General features: G+C 72.9%; 16 protein-coding genes. 8 read left to right on the top strand and 8 right to left on the bottom strand.

What is annotated here, in order from left to right; genetic code table 11:
- Window positions 1-78: 78 nt before the first annotated feature.
- Both ACH4TV_RS23540 and ACH4TV_RS23535 read right to left on the bottom strand, forming a co-directional pair.
- A complete protein-coding gene (locus ACH4TV_RS23540) occupies window positions 79-4,980 on the bottom strand; it encodes a DNA-binding protein (protein WP_398401133.1) in 4,902 nt (1,633 codons plus the stop codon).
- Window positions 4,977-5,843 (bottom strand): DUF4132 domain-containing protein, encoded by an 867-nt coding sequence (locus ACH4TV_RS23535; protein ID WP_398401131.1) that lies wholly within the window; start codon window positions 5,841-5,843, stop codon window positions 4,977-4,979. Before ACH4TV_RS23535 ends, ACH4TV_RS23540 begins: the two co-directional genes overlap by 4 nt.
- Window positions 5,844-6,384: 541 nt before the next feature.
- Between ACH4TV_RS23535 and rsgA the strand changes: the two genes are divergently transcribed.
- The 3 genes from rsgA (at window position 6,385) to ACH4TV_RS23520 (ending at window position 9,563) form a co-directional block, all read left to right on the top strand.
- Window positions 6,385-7,500 (top strand): ribosome small subunit-dependent GTPase A, encoded by a 1,116-nt coding sequence (gene rsgA, locus ACH4TV_RS23530; protein WP_398401130.1) that lies wholly within the window; start codon window positions 6,385-6,387, stop codon window positions 7,498-7,500.
- A gap of 129 nt (window positions 7,501-7,629) precedes the next feature.
- Window positions 7,630-9,024 (top strand): DNA-3-methyladenine glycosylase 2 family protein, encoded by a 1,395-nt coding sequence (locus ACH4TV_RS23525; protein ID WP_398401128.1) that lies wholly within the window; start codon window positions 7,630-7,632, stop codon window positions 9,022-9,024.
- Window positions 9,025-9,047: 23 nt separating this feature from the next.
- Entirely contained in the window at window positions 9,048-9,563 is a 516-nt protein-coding gene (locus tag ACH4TV_RS23520; protein WP_398401618.1) for a methylated-DNA--[protein]-cysteine S-methyltransferase, read from the top strand.
- A 1-nt stretch (window position 9,564) separates the two neighbouring features.
- Here the strand turns inward: ACH4TV_RS23520 and ACH4TV_RS23515 are convergent, their stop codons facing one another.
- Entirely contained in the window at window positions 9,565-9,942 is a 378-nt protein-coding gene (locus tag ACH4TV_RS23515; protein ID WP_398401126.1) for a PPOX class F420-dependent oxidoreductase, read from the bottom strand.
- A gap of 129 nt (window positions 9,943-10,071) precedes the next feature.
- Between ACH4TV_RS23515 and ACH4TV_RS23510 the strand changes: the two genes are divergently transcribed.
- Window positions 10,072-11,346: an SGNH/GDSL hydrolase family protein gene (locus ACH4TV_RS23510; RefSeq protein ID WP_398401124.1), complete on the top strand. Its 1,275-nt coding sequence runs from the start codon at window positions 10,072-10,074 to the stop codon at window positions 11,344-11,346.
- Window positions 11,347-11,377: 31 nt separating this feature from the next.
- Here the strand turns inward: ACH4TV_RS23510 and ACH4TV_RS23505 are convergent, their stop codons facing one another.
- The 3 genes from ACH4TV_RS23505 to ACH4TV_RS23495 form a co-directional block, all read right to left on the bottom strand.
- Entirely contained in the window at window positions 11,378-13,708 is a 2,331-nt protein-coding gene (locus ACH4TV_RS23505) for a glycosyl hydrolase family 95 catalytic domain-containing protein (protein ID WP_398401122.1), read from the bottom strand.
- A gap of 128 nt (window positions 13,709-13,836) precedes the next feature.
- Window positions 13,837-14,319: a DUF456 domain-containing protein gene (locus ACH4TV_RS23500; protein ID WP_398401120.1), complete on the bottom strand. Its 483-nt coding sequence runs from the start codon at window positions 14,317-14,319 to the stop codon at window positions 13,837-13,839.
- Between the two features lie 59 nt (window positions 14,320-14,378).
- Entirely contained in the window at window positions 14,379-15,395 is a 1,017-nt protein-coding gene (locus ACH4TV_RS23495) for a helix-turn-helix domain-containing protein (RefSeq protein WP_398401616.1), read from the bottom strand.
- Between the two features lie 417 nt (window positions 15,396-15,812).
- Here ACH4TV_RS23495 and ACH4TV_RS23490 point away from each other — a divergent pair, with 417 nt between their 5' ends.
- Window positions 15,813-17,819 carry a protein phosphatase 2C domain-containing protein gene (locus tag ACH4TV_RS23490; protein WP_398401118.1) on the top strand — a complete coding sequence of 669 codons (2,007 nt, stop codon included), beginning with the start codon at window positions 15,813-15,815 and terminating at the stop codon, window positions 17,817-17,819.
- A gap of 36 nt (window positions 17,820-17,855) precedes the next feature.
- Here the strand turns inward: ACH4TV_RS23490 and ACH4TV_RS23485 are convergent, their stop codons facing one another.
- Complete coding sequence (locus tag ACH4TV_RS23485; RefSeq protein ID WP_398401116.1) at window positions 17,856-19,061, bottom strand: helix-turn-helix domain-containing protein; 1,206 nt, start codon at window positions 19,059-19,061, stop codon at window positions 17,856-17,858.
- A 250-nt stretch (window positions 19,062-19,311) separates the two neighbouring features.
- On the opposite strand from ACH4TV_RS23485, the gene ACH4TV_RS23480 reads away from it, so the two are divergent.
- The 3 genes from ACH4TV_RS23480 (at window position 19,312) to ACH4TV_RS23470 (ending at window position 21,322) form a co-directional block, all read left to right on the top strand.
- Window positions 19,312-19,938, top strand: a complete 627-nt coding sequence (locus ACH4TV_RS23480; protein ID WP_398401114.1) for a hypothetical protein — start codon at window positions 19,312-19,314, stop codon at window positions 19,936-19,938.
- Window positions 19,939-20,011: 73 nt separating this feature from the next.
- Window positions 20,012-20,506: a hypothetical protein gene (locus ACH4TV_RS23475; protein ID WP_398401112.1), complete on the top strand. Its 495-nt coding sequence runs from the start codon at window positions 20,012-20,014 to the stop codon at window positions 20,504-20,506.
- A 294-nt stretch (window positions 20,507-20,800) separates the two neighbouring features.
- On the top strand, window positions 20,801-21,322 hold the full coding sequence (locus ACH4TV_RS23470; protein ID WP_398401110.1) for an ATP-binding protein: 522 nt from the start codon (window positions 20,801-20,803) through the stop codon (window positions 21,320-21,322).
- Between the two features lie 41 nt (window positions 21,323-21,363).
- Here ACH4TV_RS23470 and ACH4TV_RS23465 read toward each other — a convergent pair whose 3' ends face one another.
- Window positions 21,364-22,410, bottom strand: a complete 1,047-nt coding sequence (locus ACH4TV_RS23465; protein ID WP_398401108.1) for a DUF2637 domain-containing protein — start codon at window positions 22,408-22,410, stop codon at window positions 21,364-21,366.
- Between the last annotated feature and the right edge of the window lie 116 nt (window positions 22,411-22,526).

Here is a 22,526-nt window from a genome sequence, read left to right as displayed (position 1 = left end):
GGGTGCCATACGGAAGTTGGGCTCTGGGGCGGGGTGCGGCGCCGGACCGCCCGGCACCGCACCCCGTCGCCGCCGGGTTCAGCGGCGCCGGCCGCGCCGGACCTTGAGCTCCTGGAAGCGCGGGCCGTCGCCTTCGCGGACCCGCTGCCAGGCCCTGCGGTAGAGGTCGGCGACGGGTTCGGCCGGCACGATCACCCCGAGCGCCGGGTGGTCGCCGCCGACCAGGTCGTACAGGGGCAGCTTCCACTGCTCCAGCGGAAGGCGCGGGGACCTGGGATCCACCCAGCCGCCGGGCAGGAAGAGCGAACGCCCCGCCCGGGTGCGGCTGGCCTCGACGACGAGACCGGACGCCGCCAGTTCGGCGCGGGCCGCCTTGAGCCGGGCGGCCCCACCCCGATGTTGCTGCCATCCCGTCCAGCGCGCGGTGTTGCGGTCGGTCGGGTCGGGCATCGCCAGCAGCATCAGGTAGAGCACGGCGGCGTCCTCCCCGATGCCGTACTCCTTCGCCGCCTCGCCGACCAGGCCGGGCACCGACCGGGCAGGGTCCTGCGGCCACCAGGTGCCGTCCTTGTCCCGCGCCCCCGCCTCCGGGTCACCGGGATCGGCCAGGAGAGCCGCGAAACGCGGGTCGCCCGCGGTGCGCAGCGCCACCTCGGCCGGGAAGAGCCGCTGGTCGCCGGTGCGCAGGACGGACAGGTACGGGTCGGTCCCGGCCTCGTCCAGCAGCGCCGTACGGATTCCGGGCGCGGGCTGGTCGTCGTGGGTGGCCATGATGACGGCGCCGTAGCGCTCGTAGCCCTCGCCTGTCTCGGTGGGGGCGCCGGCCACCTTGCGGAATTCGGACAGGCTGACGTACTCGTCGAGGTCGAGCATCAGCCCGGGGCCCGCCAGCCGGTACCGGACGGCGGTCAGTGCGGCCGGGAGGGCCGCCCGGATCGGGTCGCCCGCCGGGAGCCGGTGGGCCAGCCAGGCGGCCAGAGCGACGGTACTGACCAGGGTGTGGGCGGTGAAGCCGGTGGCCTCCTTGTCGACCGGGCGGACCCGGTCCCCGCTGACGTGCCAGGTCAGATCGCGGCTCAACTGCGGTTCGGCGGCCGGGTCGAGGAGCGCGGGCAGCGCCCGGCTCGGCTCCCACGATGTCTTCACCGCGCGGACGGCCTCCGCGAGCAGCGCTTCGGGGACGGCGGCCCGCCGGCCCAGCTCGGCGTTCCAGACCTGCGCGGCGGCGGCCACGTCGGGGCCTTCCGTCCACAGCCGTGCGGGTTCGGCGGGCAGCAGCGCCCGGACGACGGCCCGCCGGAAACCCGCGTCCAGACCGCGCAGCTCGTCCTTGGCCACGGCGGCGTCGGCCACCTTCACCCCGAGCGTCGTACGGGCCTCGGGGCTGAGGAAGTTCCGCTCGTACGTGTCCATCCGCGGGAGGCCGGCCACGACCAGCTTGGCCGTGGTCGGCATGACCCCGGTCAGACGGGCGAACTCCTCGGCGGCCTCGGGGAACCAGGGCGCCGCCCCGCGCCCGGCCAGCTCGGTCAGGAACGTCCCGAGCCACCCGGCCTCCCGGGTCTCGCCCACCGGGGACGAGGACGCCACCGTGTAGGGCGCGGGGACCTCGAACAGCCCGGCCGGGTCGTGGAAGAGGGCCGTGAACTCGCAGCTGCCGGTGTCCGGGAGTTCCCAGCCGACGAAGGCCAGGAACGCGCCGCCGCTCAACCGGAGCAGACCTCGCCAGGACCCGGACCGCACAGTGCCGTCGGCCAGGGTGAACAGGCCCCTGTCGAGACGTAGTTCGAAACGGCGCCACCGCGTCGGCTCGACGACCGCCAGGCCCTGTGTGTCCAGTTCGCGCAGGAGTTCCCCCAAGGCCTCCCGGTGCTCCGGCTCGGTGGTCGCGGCAGCGGCCCGGAAAGCCGCTGTGACGGGCAGGTCGGGAAGGGACTCCCAGTCCAGCCGTGCCGACGGCAGTTCCGGGCCGTCGAGGTGCAGGCGGACCGCCGGAGCCGGCTCGGAAGCGTCCCGCAGCGCCTCGCCGACGAACCGCACCTGGCGCCAGACCTGGTCGGTGTCGTCGGAGCCGTACCCGTACCGGGAATGGACGAGGCCGAGGCCGCCCAGCGCGGCGTCGAGCAACCCGTCGGCCGGACCGGCGGGCCCTTCCTCCTGCTGCCCGCCCGCGAGTTCCAGGGCGAGCCGGGCAGCCGCCGCGTCCAGCGCCGCCCGCTGGGTGGCCGCGAACCGCACCACGGCGGCGATGCCCGTCACCAGCGCGTCATGACCGACCTGCGGCAGCAGCGTACGGATCAGCGCGGGCAGCTCGTCCGGGTCCGCTGCCGCGCGCTCCCGGGCGGCATCGGTCAGCAGCGCCGCCACCGTGTCGCGGTCGACGCGGCGCAGCGCCTCGGAGCCCTGCGGGTCGCGGGGCCGGAGGAGGTGCCAGAAGCGCAGCGGGGGCAGCACCAGGGTGCCGGCCGCGAACGTCCCGGGCCGGTTGTCCGTCTTGGCCGTGGCCGTGACGACGCCGTCCTGGTCGATCAGCTTGAGGCTGTAGGAGCCCGTGACGACGGCCACCGGCCGGTCGGCGCCCGGGAAGAGCACCGCCCGCACCGGCCGGCCGGCATCGGCGGGCAGGACGACGGCGTTGCCGGCCAGGTCCTCGCCGCGCAGCGAGCCGTCGGGCAGCTTCACCACGCGCCAGCCCAGCAACCCGCCGTCCGGAGCGGGCAGCACCCAGCCGGACTCGAAGACGCTTCCCGCCGGGGCGGTACGGGTGGCGTCGGCGAGGAAGCCGGGCAGGCTCTGCCGGCCGCGCTCGCCGGTGGCAGGGTCGTATTCGTACCACCCGGCGGTCTCACGGTTCTGGCCGTCCCAGTCCCACACCCAGTACGAGGTGCCGTCGCTGATCACCGACCGTTCCTCGGGCACGGCGGTGTCGCCCCGGTGCACCACACCGGTGCCCGTGGTCCGGCCCCCGCCGGGCAGCGGGAGGGTGACGGCGCCGAGGTTGCCGAGATAGTTCACCTGGGTGCCCCGGGTGCCGGAGCCCTGCACGGGCTGCCGGCGGTCGGCGGAGTGGTGCCAGTAGCCGCGCAGTTCGCCGTGCACCTCGCGGGAGCGCCAGTAGACGAGCAGTTCGCCGTCCACGTAGTGGCAGCCCGGCTCGCCGTAGCGGTCCTTGTCCGGAATCCGCAGGTCGTGGGTGAGCACGGTGCCCTCGGCGCCGAGCACCCGGACCTGCGAGGAGCCGGAGGCGATCAGATACGGCCAGGCGTCCGCGACGACGAGGTCGTCGATGTCCTTGGCGGGTACGAGGGCGGCGGCCGCCTCCTCCCAGGCGGGCCAGCCCAGCTCGTCGAGGAGCCCGGCCCGCAGGGTCCGTACGACGACCGGGGCGAGGTCGGTGCCGACCGCGGCGCGTACCTCGTCCTCGGCGAGGGCCAGGGTCTCGCCCGGCAGCCACGTCAACCGGCCCAGGGCGTCGGGCAGTTCCGGCAGACCGACGGCGGTGAACCGCCCGGCGACCGCGCGCACCCACTCCGTCAGCATCGGCCGCCCGCCCGGGGAACGGGCCAGAACCCGCAGGGCGCGCAGACCGTCCTTGTCGTTGCCGAACCGGTCGGCCCCGCGCCGGAACGCGGGCCGGAAGCGGGCATCGGCCTCCAGCGCGACCAGATCGCGCGGGTCCTCACCCTCCGCCCACTGCTCCAGGTTCAGCCGGGCGCGCTCCTCGGGGTCGGCGACCGGCAGCTTCAGCGACAGCAGCAGGTCCAGCAGGTCCACGTCATCGGTCGTGACCGGCAACGTCCCACCGGACCCGGCGAGTTCGGTGCGCAGCCGGTCGGCCATCCGCTCCACCAGCGGATACAGTCCCGGCAGACGGCCACGCCGTCGCCACCCGGAGTCACGGAACGTCAGGAACCGCGCGAGCCAGCCCGCGGCCCCGTCCGCCGGGCGCTCGGCCTCCGGCAGCGTGTTGTCGCAGAGCCCCGCCGTGGCGCCGGACTCCTCCAGCAACTCCAGCCACAGCCCCGGCAGTTCCCTGTCGTCGCCCGAGGGCATCAGTTCCAGCAGCGTCCCGCGCACCTCCGGTTCCTGCCGGGCCAGTGCCACCAGCGCCGGCCGGTGGCCCTTCCACCAGCCCGCAGCCGCCCGCAACGTGGCGGGCAGCGCCAGCAGTTCGGCCAGATACGCGCCCTCCTCCGCCACCGGGTCCAGGCCGGCGGCCTTGGCCAGCCTGCGCAGATCGCCCGCCATCTGCGCGGACGGTGCCAGCCCGCCCGCCGTACGTCGCACGCACAGTCGGCGGAACCGGTGGAACGCCTCTTCCGCCGGGACCCGCGCCACCAGCTCCTTCGCGTACCCCGACAGCACCTTCACCGGCAGCGCCCCGGCGAGCGCGAACTCCAGGAACACCGCGTCCAGCCGCTCCTCGTCGACCGTCAGACCGTGCTCGGCCTCGGACCTGCGGGCCCGGGTGAACATCTGCGCCGCGTACGTGGCGTTCTCCACGCCCAGGAAAACCCGGCCGGCCTGCTCGTAGAAGGTCGGCAGGAAGTGCGGCACGGCGGCCGCCAGCTGACCGGCGAGCACCTGGTAGGCGTCCAGCGCGGCCTTCGGCTTGGACTTCGCCTGCCGTGCCACCCGGTCCAGCTCCGGTACGACGCCCAGCGCGTGGTGGCCGTCCGCCGGGTGGTGCACCAGCACCCACTCCGGGAAGCCCAGCGACTGCCGCAGGCCGAGACCGACGTCGGCCGGTTCGCCCTCCGGCTCCAGGCCGAGGAAACCGGCGGCCAGGTCCTCGGCCGCCCCCAGCTCGGCCGCGACCAGCCGCACCACCACCCGGCCGTCCAGCCCCGGATGCCGGTACGCACGCGCGGTCAGCGGCACCGCCCGCTCACCGGCCCCCTCCGTACCCGGCGGCAGCACCGCCCCGGCCGCCAGCAGCTCGGCGGCCTCCACCTGCCCGATGATCCCCGTGTCGCTCATGCGTCCTTGCCCTCCACGATCTTGCGGCCGGCGTACAGCGCCGCCGCCATGCGCATCCCCTCGGACCAGGCGACCGGGCCGACCCGGAACGGCCGCACCGTGCGACCCTCGTCGTCACTCCAGGTCAGGCCGCCCGTCTCGGTGTCCCCGTCCCAGTACGGCTCCCCGATCCACACCGACGCCTCGACGCTGCGCCCGGCGTCCCGCACCCGGCAGGTCGCGTAGCCGCCGGACACCCGGTAGCCCAGCGAGGTGGCCCGCGCGGCCAGCCCGAACCGTGAGTCGTACGTCCCGCCCGCGAACTCCCGTATCTCGGTGACCGTTTCCGCGAGGCCGTCCGGCCTGAGCCAGGTGGCCCGGTGGATCTGCTCCACCCGCTGCGTCACGCCCAGCTCCGCCGCGAACTCCCGCAGATCCTCCAGGTCGGGCAGCAGCACCGGGTGCGGCAGCGTCACCGTGCGCGGCGACAGCCGGACCGTCTCGCCGTCCAGGTTCACCACCCGCAACTCACCGGCGTCCGTCGCGTCCCGCAGGAAGCCCACCTCGTCCGGGTCGTCCCCGACGACCGCCAGGTCACGCAGTGCCGACTGCCACGCCTCGTCCGGCCACAGCCGGGCCAACAGCCCGGTGGGCACCGGCAGCGACGACACCATCCAGGTGTCCACCTGCGCCACGCACGCCACCGCGTGCCGGTCCAGCCACTCGCCGAACCGCCGCAGCCGATCCGTCTCCGGGTGCTCCCGCACCGCCTTCGGCAGCGACTTCAACTGCCGCCCCGCCGCCCGCCCGGACGTGGCCCGCGCGGCCACCCGGCCCTCCACCAGAGCGACTTCGTACCCGTCACCCGCCGACAACCAACCCATCGGTCCCCACCCCTGACACCGTCCGGAAAACAGCACGCTTGAGCCGGTGCGTCCCGGTCTCGCTGCGACGATGCGGCGAACGTTATCGGCAGCCACTGACAAGTGATCCGGCGGAGCCTCCGGGGCGAAAAGGGGAGAACCTCTCCGGCGTCTGTCAGGGCATGGCGCCGTTCGTCAGCAGGTCAGCGAACTCGGCCTGCCGGCCCCGCTGTTGGAGGACGTCGGGGAGGCCGGCCCGGCGATCGTCGACATCACCGGCGAGGCCGGAACCGGCGAGATGCGACTACCGGCGGAGTACTGCGCGCCGTTATTTCGATGGCGCCGCGCCCCGGGTACCTCTAGGGTCGATGGTGTTCGAGCGGCACCTTGCGGTTGCCGTGTGTGACCTGTGCTGGGGAGGTGTGACCGATGGCTGTCGTTGAGATGGGCGCTGCCCGCATCCGGAAGTTCATCAAGTCCACCCCCGTGGTCTCCGGCTGACCTCATTCTTTCCCGCGCCGATGGGCGCGGTGCCGGGGCCACCCTTGTGAAGGGTCACCCCTTGTCTTTCTCGTCTCTTCCGGGTTCGTCCTCGGCTTCCTCGCATCCGCTCGTGCCGTATGGCTGGGACGCGGAGTGGGAGTCCGGGTTCGTGCCCTTCGCCGGGCAGGGTCTGCTGCCCGGCCGTGTCGTGCGGGTCGACCGCGGTCTGTGCGACGTCGTCACCCCGGCCGGCACGGTCCGCGCCGACACCGAGTTCGTCGTTCCCCGTGACCCGATGGAGGTCGTGTGTACGGGGGACTGGGTCGCCGTCGACCCCGAAGGCAGCGATCCGCGATATGTACGGACGCGGCTGCCGCGCCGTACCGCCTTCGTGCGCTCGACGTCGTCGAAGCGTTCCGAGGGCCAGGTGCTGGCCACCAACATCGATCACGTCATCATCTGCGTGTCCCTCGCGGTCGAACTCGACCTCGGCCGGGCCGAACGGTTCCTGGCGCTGGCCTGGGAATCGGGTGCGCAGCCCGTCGTGGTGCTCACCAAGGCCGACCTCGTGCCGGACGCGACGACACTCTCGTACCTCGTCCAGGACGTGGAAGCCACCGCTCCCGGGGTGCCGGTGCTCACCGTCAGCTCCACCGACGGGGACGGCATCGACGTCCTCGCGGCGGTCGTCTCCTTCGGTACGGCCGTGCTGCTCGGGCAGTCCGGTGCTGGCAAGTCGACGCTCGCGAACGCGCTGCTCGGCGCGGACGTCATGGAGGTCCAGGCCACGCGCGACGCCGACGGCAAGGGCCGGCACACCACGACCACCCGCGACCTGCTCGCCCTGCCCGGCGGGGGCGTCCTCATCGACACCCCCGGGCTGCGTGGCGTCGGCCTCTGGGACGCCGGTGCCGGCGTCGGGCAGGTCTTCGCCGAGATCGAGGCACTCGCCGCCCGGTGCCGCTTCCAGGACTGCGCCCACACGGCGGAGCCCGGGTGCGCGGTGCTGGACGCGGTCGACTCGGGGGCGCTGGCCCACCGCCGCCTCGACAGCTACCGCAAGCTGCTGCGCGAGAACCAGTACATCGTCGCCAAGACCGACGCACGGCTGCGGGCGGAGATCCGCAAGGACTGGAAGAAGAAGGGGGCGGAGGGGAAGGCGGCGATGGAGGCGAAGCGGGGGCGCCAGCGGTAACTCTGCGCGCCTGCGGTTCGAGGGTGCCCGGCAAACGGACCGAGACGGGCGGGTGGGTGGGTGGGTGGGAAAATGTCGTGTCCGAAAGCCGCCAGCGGCACCCTCCCCCCGTGCCGCAGACTGGACCACGTGACCGACGAAGACACCAGGTACGAGGCTGTGCGCAGCAGGGACGCCCGGTTCGACGGCGAGTTCTTCTTCGCCGTCGAGACCACCGGCATCTACTGCCGGCCCAGCTGCCCTGCTGTCACGCCGAAGCGGCACAACGTGCGGTTCTATCCGACGGCCGCCGCCGCCCACGGCGCCGGCTTCCGGGCCTGTCGGCGTTGCCGGCCGGACGCGGTCCCCGGCTCCGCCGAGTGGAACGTCCGCGCGGACGTCGTCGGCCGGGCGGTGCGGCTGATCGGCGACGGAGTCGTGGACCGGGAGGGCGTCGCCGGGCTCGCCGTACGGCTCGGGTACAGCGCACGGCAGGTGCAGCGGCAGCTCACCGCCGAACTCGGCGCGGGCCCCGTCGCCCTGGCCCGGGTCCAGCGGGCGCACACCGCACGGGTGCTGCTGCAGACCACCGGGCTGCCGGTCACGGAGATCGCGTTCGCCTCCGGGTTCGCCAGCGTCCGCCAGTTCAACGACACGATCCGCACGGTGTACGCGGCCACCCCGAGCGCCCTCCGCACCACGGCCCCCCGGATCACCCCCTCGACCGTCTCCGCCCCACCCGGTATCCCCCTCCGCCTCTCCCACCGCGGCCCCTACCACCGCGCCGCCGTCTTCGACCTCCTCGCCCGCGAGGCCGTACCCGGCGTCGAGGAGATGACCGGCAGCCCCGGCGGCCGTACGTACCGCCGGACGCTGCGCCTTCCGTACGGCACCGGGATCGCCGCTGTCGACGAGGGCGGGAGCAGGCACAAGGGCCGCTGGCTGGAGGCCCGGCTGCACCTCACCGACCTGCGCGACCTGACGACCGCCGTACAGCGGCTGCGACGGCTGTTCGACCTCGACGCCGATCCGTACGCCGTGGACGAGCGGCTCGGCGCTGACCCCCGCCTCGCTCATCTGGTCGCGCTGCGGCCCGGCCTGCGTTCGCCCGGTGCCGCCGATCCGGCGGAGCTGGCCGTACGGGCGCTGGTGGGGACGGCGGCGGGGGAGCGGCTCGTGACGCGGTACGGCAAGCTGCTCGACGCGCCCTCCGGCAGCCTCACCCACCTGTTCCCCGAACCGGCGGTCCTGGCGGAGGCGGCGGAGACGGAAGGGCGCGGCGACAGCCCCCTCGGCGCTCTCACCGCCGCCCTCGCCGACGGCACGCTGCGGCTGGACCCCGGCGCCGACCGCGACGACACCCACCGCGCACTGCTCGCCCTGCCGGGACTCGAACCCCGTACCGTCGCTCTCGTCCGGGCCCGTGCCCTCGGCGACCCCGACGTGGCGCCGCCCGGCGTGGACGTGCCCGACACCTGGCGCCCCTGGCGCTCGTACGCCCTCCATCACCTCATCGCCGCAGGCGAGTGGGAGTCCGCATCATGACGACACACCCGACCACCTCACCCATGGCTGCTTCCGTGACCGCTTCCCCGTCCGTCCACTGGACCCACCTCGACAGTCCCCTCGGCCAACTCCTCCTCACCGCCGACGAGTCGGGCGCCCTGACCTCCGTCTCCGTGCCCGGACAGAAGGGCGGCCGGACCGTACAGGACGGCTGGCGGCACGATCCCGGGCCCTTCCGTACGGCGGGCGAACAGCTCGCCGCCTACTTCGCCGGTGAACTCACCGAGTTCCGGCTGGAGTTGAAGAGCTCCGGGACCGACTTCCGGGAGCGGGTCTGGGACGCCCTCGACTCGGTGCCGTACGGGGAGACCACGACGTACGGTGAGATCGCCGCGCGGATCGGCGCCTCCAGGATCGCGGTACGGGCCGTCGGCGGTGCGATCGGCGCCAATCCGCTGCTCGTCGTCCGGCCCTGTCACCGGGTGATCGGCGCCGACGGCTCCCTCACGGGATACGCGGGCGGCCTCGACCGCAAGCGTCACCTGCTCGGCCTGGAGGGCGTCCCGCTCACCCCGTAGCTCAGCCGCTGCCCTCCTCCAAGCCCCAGCTGTGGATGCGCCTCGGGTGGACGCGGATCAGCTCGTCGCTGAAGTGCGGGCCCAACTCGTGTGGGCCCGTGAGGAGTTCGGCCTCGCCGCGGATGTCGACGCCGCGCACCTTCCACGGGTGCACGCTCACCACGTCGTCGACGACCAGCGCGACCTTCGGGTTCTTCTCCAGGTTCCGCCACTTCTTGGTGCGGCCCATGGCCTGGCCGCCGATCAGGATCGTCCCGTCGTCCTGCGGGAAGAAGCCGACGGGGTTCGCCTGCGGCTGGCCGTGGGGGTCGACGGTGGCGAGCCGTCCGAGCCGCTGGGTCCGGAGGTAGGTGCGCTCGGCCGCGCTGAATTCGGTCATGCCGGAAGCCAAGCACGCGGGCCCCGGCAGACGCATCGGAAAAGCGGGTGTACGTACGAACGAACGTGCGTGCCGCCAAGGGTGTGACATGGCGGGGGCGCGGCTGACCGTTCGGGGAACCATGCGCACATGACCCGCGCGATCATGGTTCGGCACCTCCTCGCGGCCCTGCTGGCCGCCGTGGCAATCGTCCCGCCCGCCGCGAGAGCCGACGAGGGGCCCGCCGTCCAGGCATGGCCCCCGGCCCCGTCCGCCGCTCCCGTCCGAGAAGCAACCGCGCCCCGTGTCTGGACCGGGACCTGGGAGGCCGCCGCCTCCGGAACGGTCCCGGCCAAGCCCGGCGCCTCGCTCCGCAACGTCCTGCATCTCAGCGTCGGCGGCAGCGCGCTGCGCGTCCGCCTCACCAACCGGCTCGGCACAAAGCCCCTTTACCTCGGCGCCGTCACCGTCGCCCTCCAGGCACCCGGCCGGCCGAAGAGCCCGGACGCCGTGCCCGGCTCGATGCGTGCGGCCACCTTCGCGGGCGCCCGTACGGTGACCGTCCCGGTGGGCCAGGACCGCGTCACGGACACCGTCAAACTGGCCGTACCGGCGGGCGCCAACCTGCTCGTCACGGTCCACACCCCCGGCGACTCCGGTCCGGTGACCTACCACCGTACGGCCAAGCAAACCAACTTCCTGGCCACCAGCGGCAATTGGGCCGCCGTGGAGGACGGCGACGTCTACACCAAGACTCTCGGGTCCTGGTACTACGTCACCGGCGTGGACGTCCTCGACGCTCCCGCCGCCGGGAGCGTGGTCGCGCTCGGCGACTCTCTCACCGACGGTGTCGGCACCACCTCCGACACCAACCGCCGCTGGCCCGACCGCCTCGCCGACCGGCTCGCCGCACTGCCCCCGAACCGGCGCCTGGGCGTTCTCAACGCCGGTATCTCCGGCAACCGCGTCCTCCTCGACGGCGCCGGCCCGCGCGCCCTGACCCGCTTCGACGCCGACGTCCTCTCCCGGACCGGCGTACGCGCGGTGATCGTGTTCGAGGGCATCAACGACATCAACGGCACCCCCGCACAGACCGTCCCGCGCGCCTTCGAGGAGGCCTACAAGTCGCTCGTGAGCCGCGCCCACGCCCGCGGTATCCGCGTCATCGGCGCCACCATCACGCCGTACGGCGGCCACGTCCGGTGGAGCGAGGCCCGCGAGTCCGTAAGGCGGGCCGTGAACACCTTCATCCGTGGCAGCGGCGTCTTCGACGCGGTCGTCGACTTCGACGCCGCCGTCCGCGACCCGGCGTTCCCGCACCGCATGCGCGCCGCCTACGACCCCGGCGACCACCTCCACTTCAACGCCGCCGGCATGCGGGCCATGGCCGACAGGATCAACCTGGCGGACCTCAGGAGCCTGTGAGTCAGGAGCCTGTGGGTGAGGAGCCTGTGGGTCAGTGATCCGTACGCGGCAGGCCCCAGCGCGGGGCCTCCGCGTTCGGCCGGACCGGCGCGATCGTCAGGTCCGGCCGCTCTCCCCGGGCCGTGACGATCGCCGACTCGCCCTTCCGCAGGGCGAGTTGGACTGTCCCCTCGCCGAGATCCCGGTAGCGCAGGCGTCTGCCGCGTTCGTCCCGTACGTCCACCGGGCCCGCGATGCCGTGCCGTACGGCACAGGGTGCGCCCGCCTCGCTGACCAGGCGCACCCAGCGCGTGACACCGCCCTCGCGGACCGCGCTCAGCAGAAACGCCCCCTGCGTACGGAAGTTGTGCACCGTGAGGTCCGCCCACGCGGCCGGCAGTGCCGGGAAGACGCGGATCGTCCCGCCCCAGGACTGGCAGACCATGTCGTGCAGTGACTGCGCGGCCGAGAGGGGCGTCTCGATGACCGGGCCCGACTCCTTGTACATGGTGTTGGGCTGGATGAAACGGGCCATCAGCTCGCCCAGGTACTTCAGCGCGTCCTCGCCCTTGCCCAGCAGCGCCGACATGGAGGCCGCGCCGGTGAAGGTGTAACCCTGCAGGGCGCCCTCGAAGCCCACCCAGTGCGCCAACGACCGCTCGATCAGGGCCCGTTCGTCGGGTGTGCGGCCGGTCAGCTCGTACAGCGGATAGACGGCGAGCAGATGCGAGTAGTGGCGGTGGGACTTCGCGAAGGGGATGTCCGCGCCGATCATGAAGCCGTTCGCGTCGGTCGGATAGGCCACCCGTCTGGCCAGCACCTCGCGCCAGCGCGGTGCCAACTCGTCGTCGACGCCCAGCAGTTCGGCGGAGTCGAGGAGCGTGCGACAGCCCCAGGTCAGGAGCATCAGGTCGTAGTTGCAGTCGCGGGAGTTGCCGCCGTATTCCGGGGAGAAGGTGGCCGGCAGGTGCAACCTGCCGTCGGGGCCCGGCTCCAGGAAGTGCAGGTAGTAGGTGATCGCCTTGCGGAGGAGCGGGAACAGGACCTCGCGGAGGATGCGGATGTCCATAGTGTGGCGGTAGCTGAGCCAGACGTTGTGCAGGGCCCAGGTCAGGTTGCCGACCTCGGGGGTCGGCGGGTCCTGGCCGGGGATGCCCACGCCGTATCCGGTGAGGGTGCCCGCCGCGCCGTTGACGAGGTGGGGGTCGGTGGTGCGGGGGATGCCGAGCGAGTCGGCGCGGTACGGCTGTGCCGTCTCCTTGGCCAGGTTGTCCCGGAACTCGCTCAACGCCCGCGTCACGGCGTCGAGTTCGAGGTGGTTGGAGCCGTGGATCAGCCAGTACTCCAGCTGCACGTTGAGGTTCCACCAGGTGTTGGGCCAGGGGGTCGACTCCAGCCAGGGGCCGCAGGTCGCCATCACGGGTGCGTCCCGGCGGGCGGCGGACGCCGTCTTGTACAGCTGAATCCAGTAGAAGCGCTGGACACGGGCGTCGGGGAGGGAGAGGAAGCTCTTGCGGTAGTAGGCGTGCCACCAGGCCCGGTGCGTCGACGCGAGGGCGGAGTAGGGGAGTTGGGAGGCGCCGCGTACCTCTTTGAGCGCCCGGCCGAGTGCCGTGCTCCCCGGGTAGGAGTGCGCCACGTGTACGTACAGCGTCCGGCTCGTGCCCCGGGCGCGCTCCCGCCACGCCGTCGCATGCCCGCCGCCGGCCAGCAGTGGTTGTACCGAGGCACGGATGCCGTCGTACTCGGCGACCTGGGCGGGCGCGTTGCCCTCGTAGCCCTCCGGCAGTGGTTTGAAGGCGGCGCGCGGGCTGATCGCGTCGGCGGGGTGGAACACCCACCGGAAGCCGCGCTCGCCCTCGCTCGGGGTGACCTCGACGGCGAGGACTGAGCGGTCGTTGTGCACCAGGGCGCGCAGGGCGAGCGTGCCCCGGTCGGTGGTGAGGGTGCCGGTGAGTTCGGCGTCGCGCAGACCGAGCCGCCAGTCCAGACCGGTGATCGCGCCCACCGGCTCCAGCGTGAAGTACCCGACGGGCAGCCGCGCGAGCCCGAAGAGGGAGCCGAACTCCGGGCGGTGGTCCTGGACTTCGGAGTGCTGGACGTTGAAACGGACGGCGCTCGTCTCCGCGCCCGGCTCGGCGTAGATGCCGGAGCCGAGGAAGCCGTTGCCCAGGTACGGGCCCTCGTACCAGGTGGCCGGCATCCGCTGCCAGACCAGGTCGGCGTCGTCGAGGACGGTGCGCCAGGGGTCGGCGGTCTGCTCGGTGGTCTGTCCGGCGGTCTGTTCGGAGGTGGCTGCCTGCGCGGGCACGGCCTGGGCGAGGAGACCCCCGCCCAGGGCGGATCCGGTGGCGAGGACGGTACGTCTGGACGGGCTGGGCACGCTGCCTCCCGGCGGCTCGGACCGATCATCCAAGGCATCCGACAATTCATCGGAGCTATCCCGTGATGCAACGTAGAGAAGGGGTGCGTGGCCGTCAATAAGGCGGGAGAGATCCGATGTGTAGAACGTCAGCTCCAGATCGTGGCGCCGAGCCAGGCGCCCGCGATCAGCAGGCAGGTGAAGAGCTCGACGAGGACGCTGGTGCCGCCCGCCCGCATCACCGTCCGTACCGCCGCCACCGCCTCGCCGTGCCGGCCGAGCCGCAGCCGCTCGTAGAGGTAGAGACCGCCCACGAAACCGGGGATCGCGCCGAGCACGGGCAGCAGGAAGAAGCCGAGAAGGGCGCCCGTCCCGGCGTACACCGCCATTCGGGTGGTCGCGCCGCTCGCGCGCAGCCTGCGCGGGGGCAGCTGCCAGCGCACCACCTGGGACAGGAACAGGACGACGGTCGTGCCCACGAGCACCCACCAGGAGACCGCCTGCGGATCCTTGAGCGCCCACCACAGAACCGCGGCCCAGACGAGCCACGACCCCGGCACCCCGGGCACCAGAACTCCGCACAGACCGAACAGCATGACCAGGCCGATCAGTAGGAGGTCCCAGACTCCCATCTGCCCAGCCTGCCGGAAAATGCCAGAAACCGCAGGTCAGGGAAGGGAGGATAGCGGGATCAGGCCCGTCGGTCCCGGCGGTCCCGGGCTACCCAGCCCCGCTCGTACGCGTGCCACCCCAGTTGGAGCCGGGTCGTCGCACCCGTCAGTTCCATCAGCCGCTTCACCCGGCGCTGCACGGTCCGCAGCCCCAGATCCAGCTGTTTGGCGACGCTCGCGTCGGTCAGCCCGGCCAGCAGGAGGGAGAGGATCTCCAGGTCGGCGGCGTCCGGCTGGTCCGGCGTACCCTCGGTGACCCCGTCGTCCGACGTACCCCGGGCGGCGCCGAGCCGCAGCGGGAGCGCGTCCCGCCACACCGACTCGAACAGCCCCGACAGCAGTTCGAGCAGCCCGCTGGCATGGACGACCAGCGCGGCCGGCTCGGCCGTACGCGAGGTCAGGGGTACGAGGGCGAGTGAGCGGTCGGCGATCACCAGCTTGGTCGGCACCTGGTCGACGACCCGCACCTGCTCGCCCCGGTTCAGCGCGGCGGTCAGCTCCGTGAGGCCGGCGGGCAGGTCCAGCACGGACCGCTCGACGACCACGCGGTAGCGGACCCCGCGATCGGCGGCCTGGTCCTCCGCGTGGTTCTCCGGCCCGGTGACGGCCACCGGGGTCCCGGTGACCAGCGCGCACACCTCCTCGCTCGCACCGAGCTGAAGCTGCAGAAACCGCCGCGAGACCGCCGCCGCGCCGGTCACCACCTCGACCAGGTCGTGTACGGCGGGTTCGGCGGCCTGTGCCCGGTACTCCTCGGCGAGCAGCGCGGCGGCCAGTTCCGCCTTCTCCAGTTCGTGCCGCTGCTGGGTGAGCAGCGCGCCCAGCGCGACCCCGGGCGGCGCGGCCACCCAGCGCCCCGGCCGCGACGACGACTGGGCGGCGAGTCCGTGCCGCTCCAGCCGGCGCAGGGCGCGCTCGGTGACGTACTCGCCGAGCGCGAGCCGCCGCGCGAGATCGGGCACGTCGGCGGCGCCCACGGCCACCAGAGCCCGGTACGCCGACTCGTGCGCCTCGTCCAGGCCTATCGCTGCGAGCACCCGATGTCGCCCCTCTCCGAAGTTCTCCACGGCCGCAAAGTCCTTTGCTGCGTGGGCAGTTCATGGCGGGAACCGGCCACGACGCAAACCCGCCTCGGTACATCATCGCCATACCACGTGTCCCTCTGCCAAGGTGTCGCCACCGCGAACCACAGCGGAACCCCAGGAAGACCGGTCACACTCGACTCGGAGCGGACCCGCCATCCATGGGGCCCGCGAGGGCCCGTGGGTTCAGGTCACCCCGGCGTCGCCGGGCGGTTCTCCCGTGGGGGGTGGGGCCGCCCGGCGACTTGTTTCGTACGACTGTTCGTTGTGTCGGCCGACACGCCGTCTGACACGCCGTTATTGGCGGAACGAGCCGCCGGATTTTCCGGATGCCCCGTTTTCATCCGGCCCGTGCGGTGGACAATTGGGGCCATGAGCCAACAGGGGGAGAGGTCCACCGGTCACGAGGACGACTGGTGGGGGCAGTTGTACGACGACTCCACCGAGGACACCGGGCCCACAGCCGCGGGCGACTCCCTGGACGACCGGTTCGCCTCGGCGGCGGACACGGTCGGCGTTTCGGAGGCCGACGCGATTCCCGGTAAGGCCGGAGACGTCCAGGAGACGGCTTCCGCGTACGGGGGAGGGGCACAGCCGGTGTTCGGGCGCGAGACCGTGTCCGGCGGTTCTGACGGTTCCGCCGGTTCCGACGGCGGAGCCTCCGCGCCCGCGGACGCCTCCGTGGAGCGGGAGGGGATGCTGCGGCCTCCGCCGCCCGTGACGCCGCCACGTTCGCTGCCGCCGCAGCGGGGCGTTGCCGCCCACGCACCATGGGACGCGCCGCGCACCAGCGGACCCGGACGGCCCCGCGCCCCGTGGGAGCCGCCGCCCGCCCTGCCCGGGGGCCCGGCGACCTTCCCGCCCGGCCCCAAGCCCCCGGGCTTCCGGGACCGTACGCCCCCGCCGCCGGCCGACGTCGCCCGTTTCCCGGCGGAGCCACCCACGACGGGCCCCGGATCCGCCGCGGAGGGCTCCCCGGCGCCGCCGGACCTCCCTTCCGCCGGACAGGACGGGCGCCGGGGCTGGGGTTCCCCGGCCCGTTCCGTCCGGGCCACCCCGATGACCGGTGCCCCGCGCGACGCGGCCTCCGCCGATTCCGCCGAGGACAGTTCCCCGGCGGAGCCGCCCACGGCGGGCCCTGGATCCGCTTCGGAGAGTTCCCCGGCGCCGCCGGACCTCCCTTCCGCCGGACAGGACGGGCGCCGGGGCTGGGGTTCCCCGGCCCGTTCCGTCCGGGCCACCCCGATGACCGGTGCCCCGCGCGACGCGGCCCCCGCCGAGTCCACCCAGGACAGTTCCCCGGCCGACTTCCCCTCCCTACGGACCCCGACCCGCCGGGACCTCCCCGCACTCCCGCCCGAGACACCGACAGCGTCCGAGCCCTTCTCCAGCACCGTCGACGGGCCTCCCACGACCGTCGACCACGTCGGCTCCGGTCCCCCCACCTACGCCCCCGAACCCACCGCCCTCCCGCCCGCCGACCCCGACGACCTGGGGGACCTCGTCGCGGACACCGTGCTCGACGGGGCGCACTACGGCGCCGCCACGCTCAGGGCCGTGTCCCTGCGCGGGGACTCCGCGCGCTTCCGCGGTGAGCCCCGCCGCGACTCGCTCCTCACCGCCCGCTTCGGATCGGGCGACCAGGCACTTGTCCTTATCGCCATGGCGACCGGCGCCCGTGCCACGCCCGGCGCGCACCGGGCCGCCGCCGAGGCGTGCCAGTGGATCGGGCGGGCCGTGGGGCGCAGTCACGTACGGCTCGCCGAGGACATCCGCGCCGCCCGGCGCGGCGACCTCAAGTCGGGGCTGCACCGGCTCACCGACCGCAGCCTCGGCAAGCTCCGCGCGAGCGCCGCCGAGCAGGGCATCGAGCCCGAGGAGTACACCGCGGGCCTGCGCTGCCTGCTGCTCCCCGCCGATCCGGACTGCCGTACGCGGGTCTTCTTCGGCGTCGGCGCGGGCGGACTGTTCCGGCTCCGGAACGGCGAGTGGCAGGACATCGAGCCGCGGGTCACCGAGCTCCCCGCCGGTGAACCCGTCGTCGGGTTCGGCTCGCTGCCCCACGAGACCCCGGACGGGGACCGGCTCACCATGGACCTCGGGATCACGACACCCCCCAGTCCGTACGAGACCACCCCCGAGCCGCCCCGCGAACCGTTCCGTTTCCGCGCCTCCGTCGCCCGCCCGGGGGACACACTCCTGCTGTGCACCGGCGGCCTCGCCGAGCCGTTGCGCGGTGAGCCCGAGCTGTGCGAGTACCTCACGGGACGCTGGTCCGGTGATACTCCGCCCGGCCTCGCCGCGTTCCTCGCGGACACCCAGGTGCGGGTCAAGGGATACGCCGACGACCGTACGGCCGCCGCCGTCTGGGAGGCGTGAACCGGTACAACCAGACTGACGGGTCGGGGAGTTGCCTCAGTCGGCGCGCGGGGACCACTCGCGCGCCGAGTACCAGTAGCGGGGCATTCCCTTGATGCCGCTCGTCCGGAACGGGCGTCCTTCGTCGTCGATCCGGACCGTGCCGGTGCGGCCCTGGGAGGACCAGTCGAGTTCCAGGTACCAGCGGCAGTCGCAGCTCTCGGTGCGGGCGGTGACCAGGAGTACCTCGGGGTCCTGGTCGGAGACGCGGTAGGGGAAGCGCACCGCCGGGATCGGCTTGTCCAGCTCGCTGCCGGCGACGGAGCGGGCGATCGGCCGGTCCTTGTCGAGGTCGACGGCGATGTACCTGGGGGTGATCATGCCGCCGCAGCCCTGGTCCATGGAGTACGCGGTGCCCGGGGCGGGGTCGGTCCGCCCGACCACCCGGACGCGGAGCGCCTCCAGGACCACGGCCGTCGAGGTCTTCCCCTGCACCGAGATCTCGACGTTGGTGTCGCCGCCGTGCACCGCGTTCTGGGTGGCCGCCCAGGGGCCGGCGTCCTGCGGGGCCGGCGGCGGAGGGACCTCCTTCGGTGACTTGGCGATGACGTAGTCGTGGCCGCAACCGAGCGCCCAGGCCTGGGAGTTCGCGGTCCAGGTGATCGGCGCGGGGGCGGCTGGGGTCGGGGAGGGGGACGGGACCGGGGAGGCCTTGGACGGGGTCCGGTCGGCGGAGAGGGCCGACAGGCTGCCCAGGGTCGTGAGGAGCACGCCTGCCACGGCCGCGGTGACCGTGATCCGCCGTCGGCGGTACCAGGGGCGGAGCGCGGGGACAGGCCCGCTCCGCTCCTCGGACGCCCTCCACGGGCCGTCGTCGTCGGCGGTGTCCGGAGCGGCGACCGCTGCGGGGGCGCCCTGCGCATCGGACGTATCGGCTGAGGCGGACGCACCCGCTACCGACGACGCATCCGCTGCGGCGGAGGCAACCGGTTCGGCGGACGTGCGCGTCCGCTGCCGTGCCGCCACCGCCAGGATCCATCGGCGGTGCAGTTCGACACGCTCCTCCGGCGACGCCCCGCAGAGCGCGGCGAACCGTTCCACCGGGGCGAAGTCCAGCGGGACGGTGTCGCCGGAGCAGTAGCGGTGCAGGGTGGAGGTGTTCATGCCCAGGCGCCGGGCCAGCGAGCCGTAACTGCGGTCCGTGCGCCCCTTCAGACGCGTCAGCAGCGCCGCGAACTCCTCCACATCGTCGTACGTCGACACCCTGCCCCCGTGTTCTCGTGGTTCCCGTGGTCGTCCGCGTCCCGGGACGGTGTCCCAGGCACTCCATATACCTGCACGTCAGAGGGGATGGGATGGTTCCACCCTCGCGGATCGCGTGTCGTCGGTTGCGGATACCCCGAGTGGCGGCCGATGCTCTGGGTGTCGCACCGACCGCCGCCGGACCGACCACCCGGCGCGGCGACCTCCGACAAGCAAGCAACCACTCACGCAACCGATACGGGGAACAGCCATGTCCACTCGCACTGTCCGCGCCACCATGACCGTCACGCTCACCGCGCTCGCCGCGGCCGCACTCGCCTTCGCGGCCCCCGCCGGCGCCACGGGGAAGACGAGCACCCCGGCCCCGCCCAAGTTCCTGTCGGCCGCCGAACTGCCGCCGCACCCCAGCTCCGCCTGGACGGCGGACAAGGTCAAGGACGGCGTACCGGAGGAGCTCAGGTTCTGCCTCGACGCGGCGCTGCCGGGCTACGACTCCCGCTACCGGGAGTTCCGCACCGACCTGGACACCGGCGCCCGCCAGCTGACGTTCGTCGTCGGCAGCGACGCCAAGGCCAAGGCCCTCGCCACGCGGCTCAACAAGGAGATCCGCTCCTGCCCGACGCGGATCGAGCAGTCCGACCCCGAGGTCGAGGCCGAGTTCAAGGACTACGGCACGCTCCCGGTCGAGGAGGGCGCGCACGTCTACGGCCTGCACACCGAGACCTCGTACGGTGCCACCGACATCAATCTCCTGTCGGTCGGCCGGGACGGCCGCGCCGTCACGGTCGTGGGCTGGGGTCAGATGGGCGACTTCGGGGACGCCCCGGTGCCGGCCTTCAAGAAGACGACGACCACGGCGGTCAAGAAGCTCTACTGACCGGCCGTACCGAGCCACTGGCCCGTTCCGCCGATCAGCTGAACTTCCGCACCTCCACGGGGAGAACACCGACATGAACCGCCGCTTCCACCTCGGTCTGCTCGGCCTCGGAATCGCCGCCGTCACCGCGCTTCCGCTGGGGCTGACCGCCTCGGCCGAGGCGACCCCGGCCGCCGTCACGGCGCCCCGGACGGTCGTCGGCAGCCCGTCCGACTCCGTGACCCGGATCGCCGACTTCTACGGCGCCTACATCGACGCCCGGAGCGGCCCCGGCGACGGCGGCAGGCCGGCGGCGGAACTCCGCACGTACTACGTGCACCCCGACTACCTGAAGAAGCTGGCCGTCTGGGAGGAGAAGAACCACGCGGACGGCGTCCTGCGCGCCCAGAACGTCCCCGTCCGCTGGGCGGTCACCGACAACGGCACCGCGGACCGCACGGAGGTCGGCGTCACACTGACCTGGGGCGACCGGAGCACCACCGAGCTGGTCGTCGACATGACCCGCGACCACAGGATCGTCCACATCGGCACGAAGGGCGTCGGAGGGAAGGGCAACGACGCGAAGTAGCCTACGGCCGGATCGGCAGCCCGCACCGGGCAGTTCGGCCGATCCACCACGGTCACGCGCCCCGTCCCCGACTGGACGGGGCGCGTGAACTGTTGCAGCGTCCGCTCCAAGCGCCCCTCCAGCCGCGCCCGGTGGGCGCGCCCGAGGTCCTGATCCGGCCAGTGACGGTCCAACCATCCCTGTACATCAGGTCGTTGATGATTCGACATGACTGCCGTGTTCCGGTCGGGGGCATGGATCCCGTGAACGTGTTCGATCAGGAGGGGACAGTACACCGACGTCCGGGCGGGGGTCATGAAGAGGCAGGTGCGAGGGGGCGGTCCCGTAACCATCGGGGTCTTCCCGGCGGAAGCGGCGGAGGAATCGACCGACAACGACATCGATATCGGTAGCGGCGAGTACGGCGACGGCAATGCTTCTGACCGGGGGGAGGCGTCGCAGTTGAGGCGCAGACTGGGCTGTTCGGATCTGCGGGAGGTGCCCGAGGCACGCAGGGCGCTGCGCGAGCTGCTGCGGCACTGGGGGAAACCCGGCCGCTCGGAGATAGCGGAACTGCTCACCAGTGAACTCGTCACCAACGCGCTGGTCCACACCGACCACGACGCGGTGCTGACGGCCACCGTCTCGCCGCGTGGATTACGGGTGGAGGTGAGGGACTTCGTAGGACGCAGGCCACGACTGCGCGTACCGAACGCCGACGACGGTACGCACGGCAGAGGTCTGGTTCTGGTGGAGTCCCTCGCCGACGCGTGGGGGGTGCGGGCGCACGGGGTGGGCAAGGCGGTGTGGTTCGAACTGGATGGGGGCGCGGCCTGAAGAACAGGCCGCGCCCCCATACCGGTTGTGCTCAGCCGGTCTTAACCGTACTGCTGCTCAAGGTCCCGGAGCTTGCGCTCCAGGGAGTCGAGGCGGGGCAGGGCCATCGTGTCGTCCTCCGCCGTGAGATCGACCGTGATCGAGTCACTGCTGCTGCCACGAACGGGCTGGAGGGAGGGACGGGCGCGCAGAGGCAGCTGCTCCGCGGAGGATATGGCGGGCTCCGAGGTGACCTGGGCGGGCGCCCGCTCCACCTCGACCTGCTGACGGCCACCGCCGCCACCGCCGCCGAACGGGCCGCGGTGGCCCCGGCTGATCGCCTTGAGGTGCGCGCGCTCGGCTCGCTCCTGCTCACGCCTGCGCATACGCGCCTGCTCCTTCTGGCGCCGGTCCTCACGGACCTCGTCGACCGCCTCGTCCAGGCTGCGCACGCCTTCGAGGAGCATCAGCGACCAGGCCCTGTACGTCTCACGGGGCGCCCGCGCCCAGCGGACCATACGGATCTGCGGCAGCGGGCGCGGTACCAGGCCCTGCTCGCGCAGGGCGGCCCGGCGGGTCTGCTTCAGCGCGCGGTCGAAGAGCACCGCGGCGGACAGGGACATGCCGGCGAAGAACTGCGGGGCGCCCGCGTTGTCGAGACCCCGGGGCGCGTGCACCCAGTTGAACCAGGCGGCAGCGGCCGCGAACATCCACACGAGTATCCGGGAGCCGAGCGCCGCGTCACCGTGACTGGCCTCGCGCACCGCGAGTACGGAGCAGAACATCGCCGCTCCGTCCAGACCGAACGGGACGAGGTACTGCCAGCCGTCGGTGAGGTTCAGGTTCTGCTCGCCGAAGCCGACCAGGCCGTGGAAGGAAAGCGCCGCGGCGACCGCCGCACAGCAGAAGAGGAGTACGTAGGACGCGGTGGCGAAAATGGCTTCCTTGCGCCTGCGGCGCTCTTCGGTGCGTTCCCACGAGTCGTCCTGGCTCGCTTTCCCCCCGGAGGTGCGCTTGCCGCGCGCGAGCACCGCAACCGCCGCCAGCACGCCCAGGAGCAGTACGGCGCCCGGAAGCAGCCAGTTAAGCGATATGTCGGTCAGTCTCATCTGGGGTCCCTTGCATTGGGATAGGGCGTAACGCCCGCCATAGTGGCCCAATCCCCTCAGCCCTCAGGGGGTTTCGGGGCAAGAGGCCGCCTAAGGAGGTGCAAGGGGATACTCAG

Source organism: Streptomyces sp. NPDC020898 (assembly GCF_044333925.1).
GTDB lineage: Bacteria > Actinomycetota > Actinomycetes > Streptomycetales > Streptomycetaceae > Streptomyces.
This window is presented reverse-complemented; position numbering and strand designations above follow the sequence as displayed.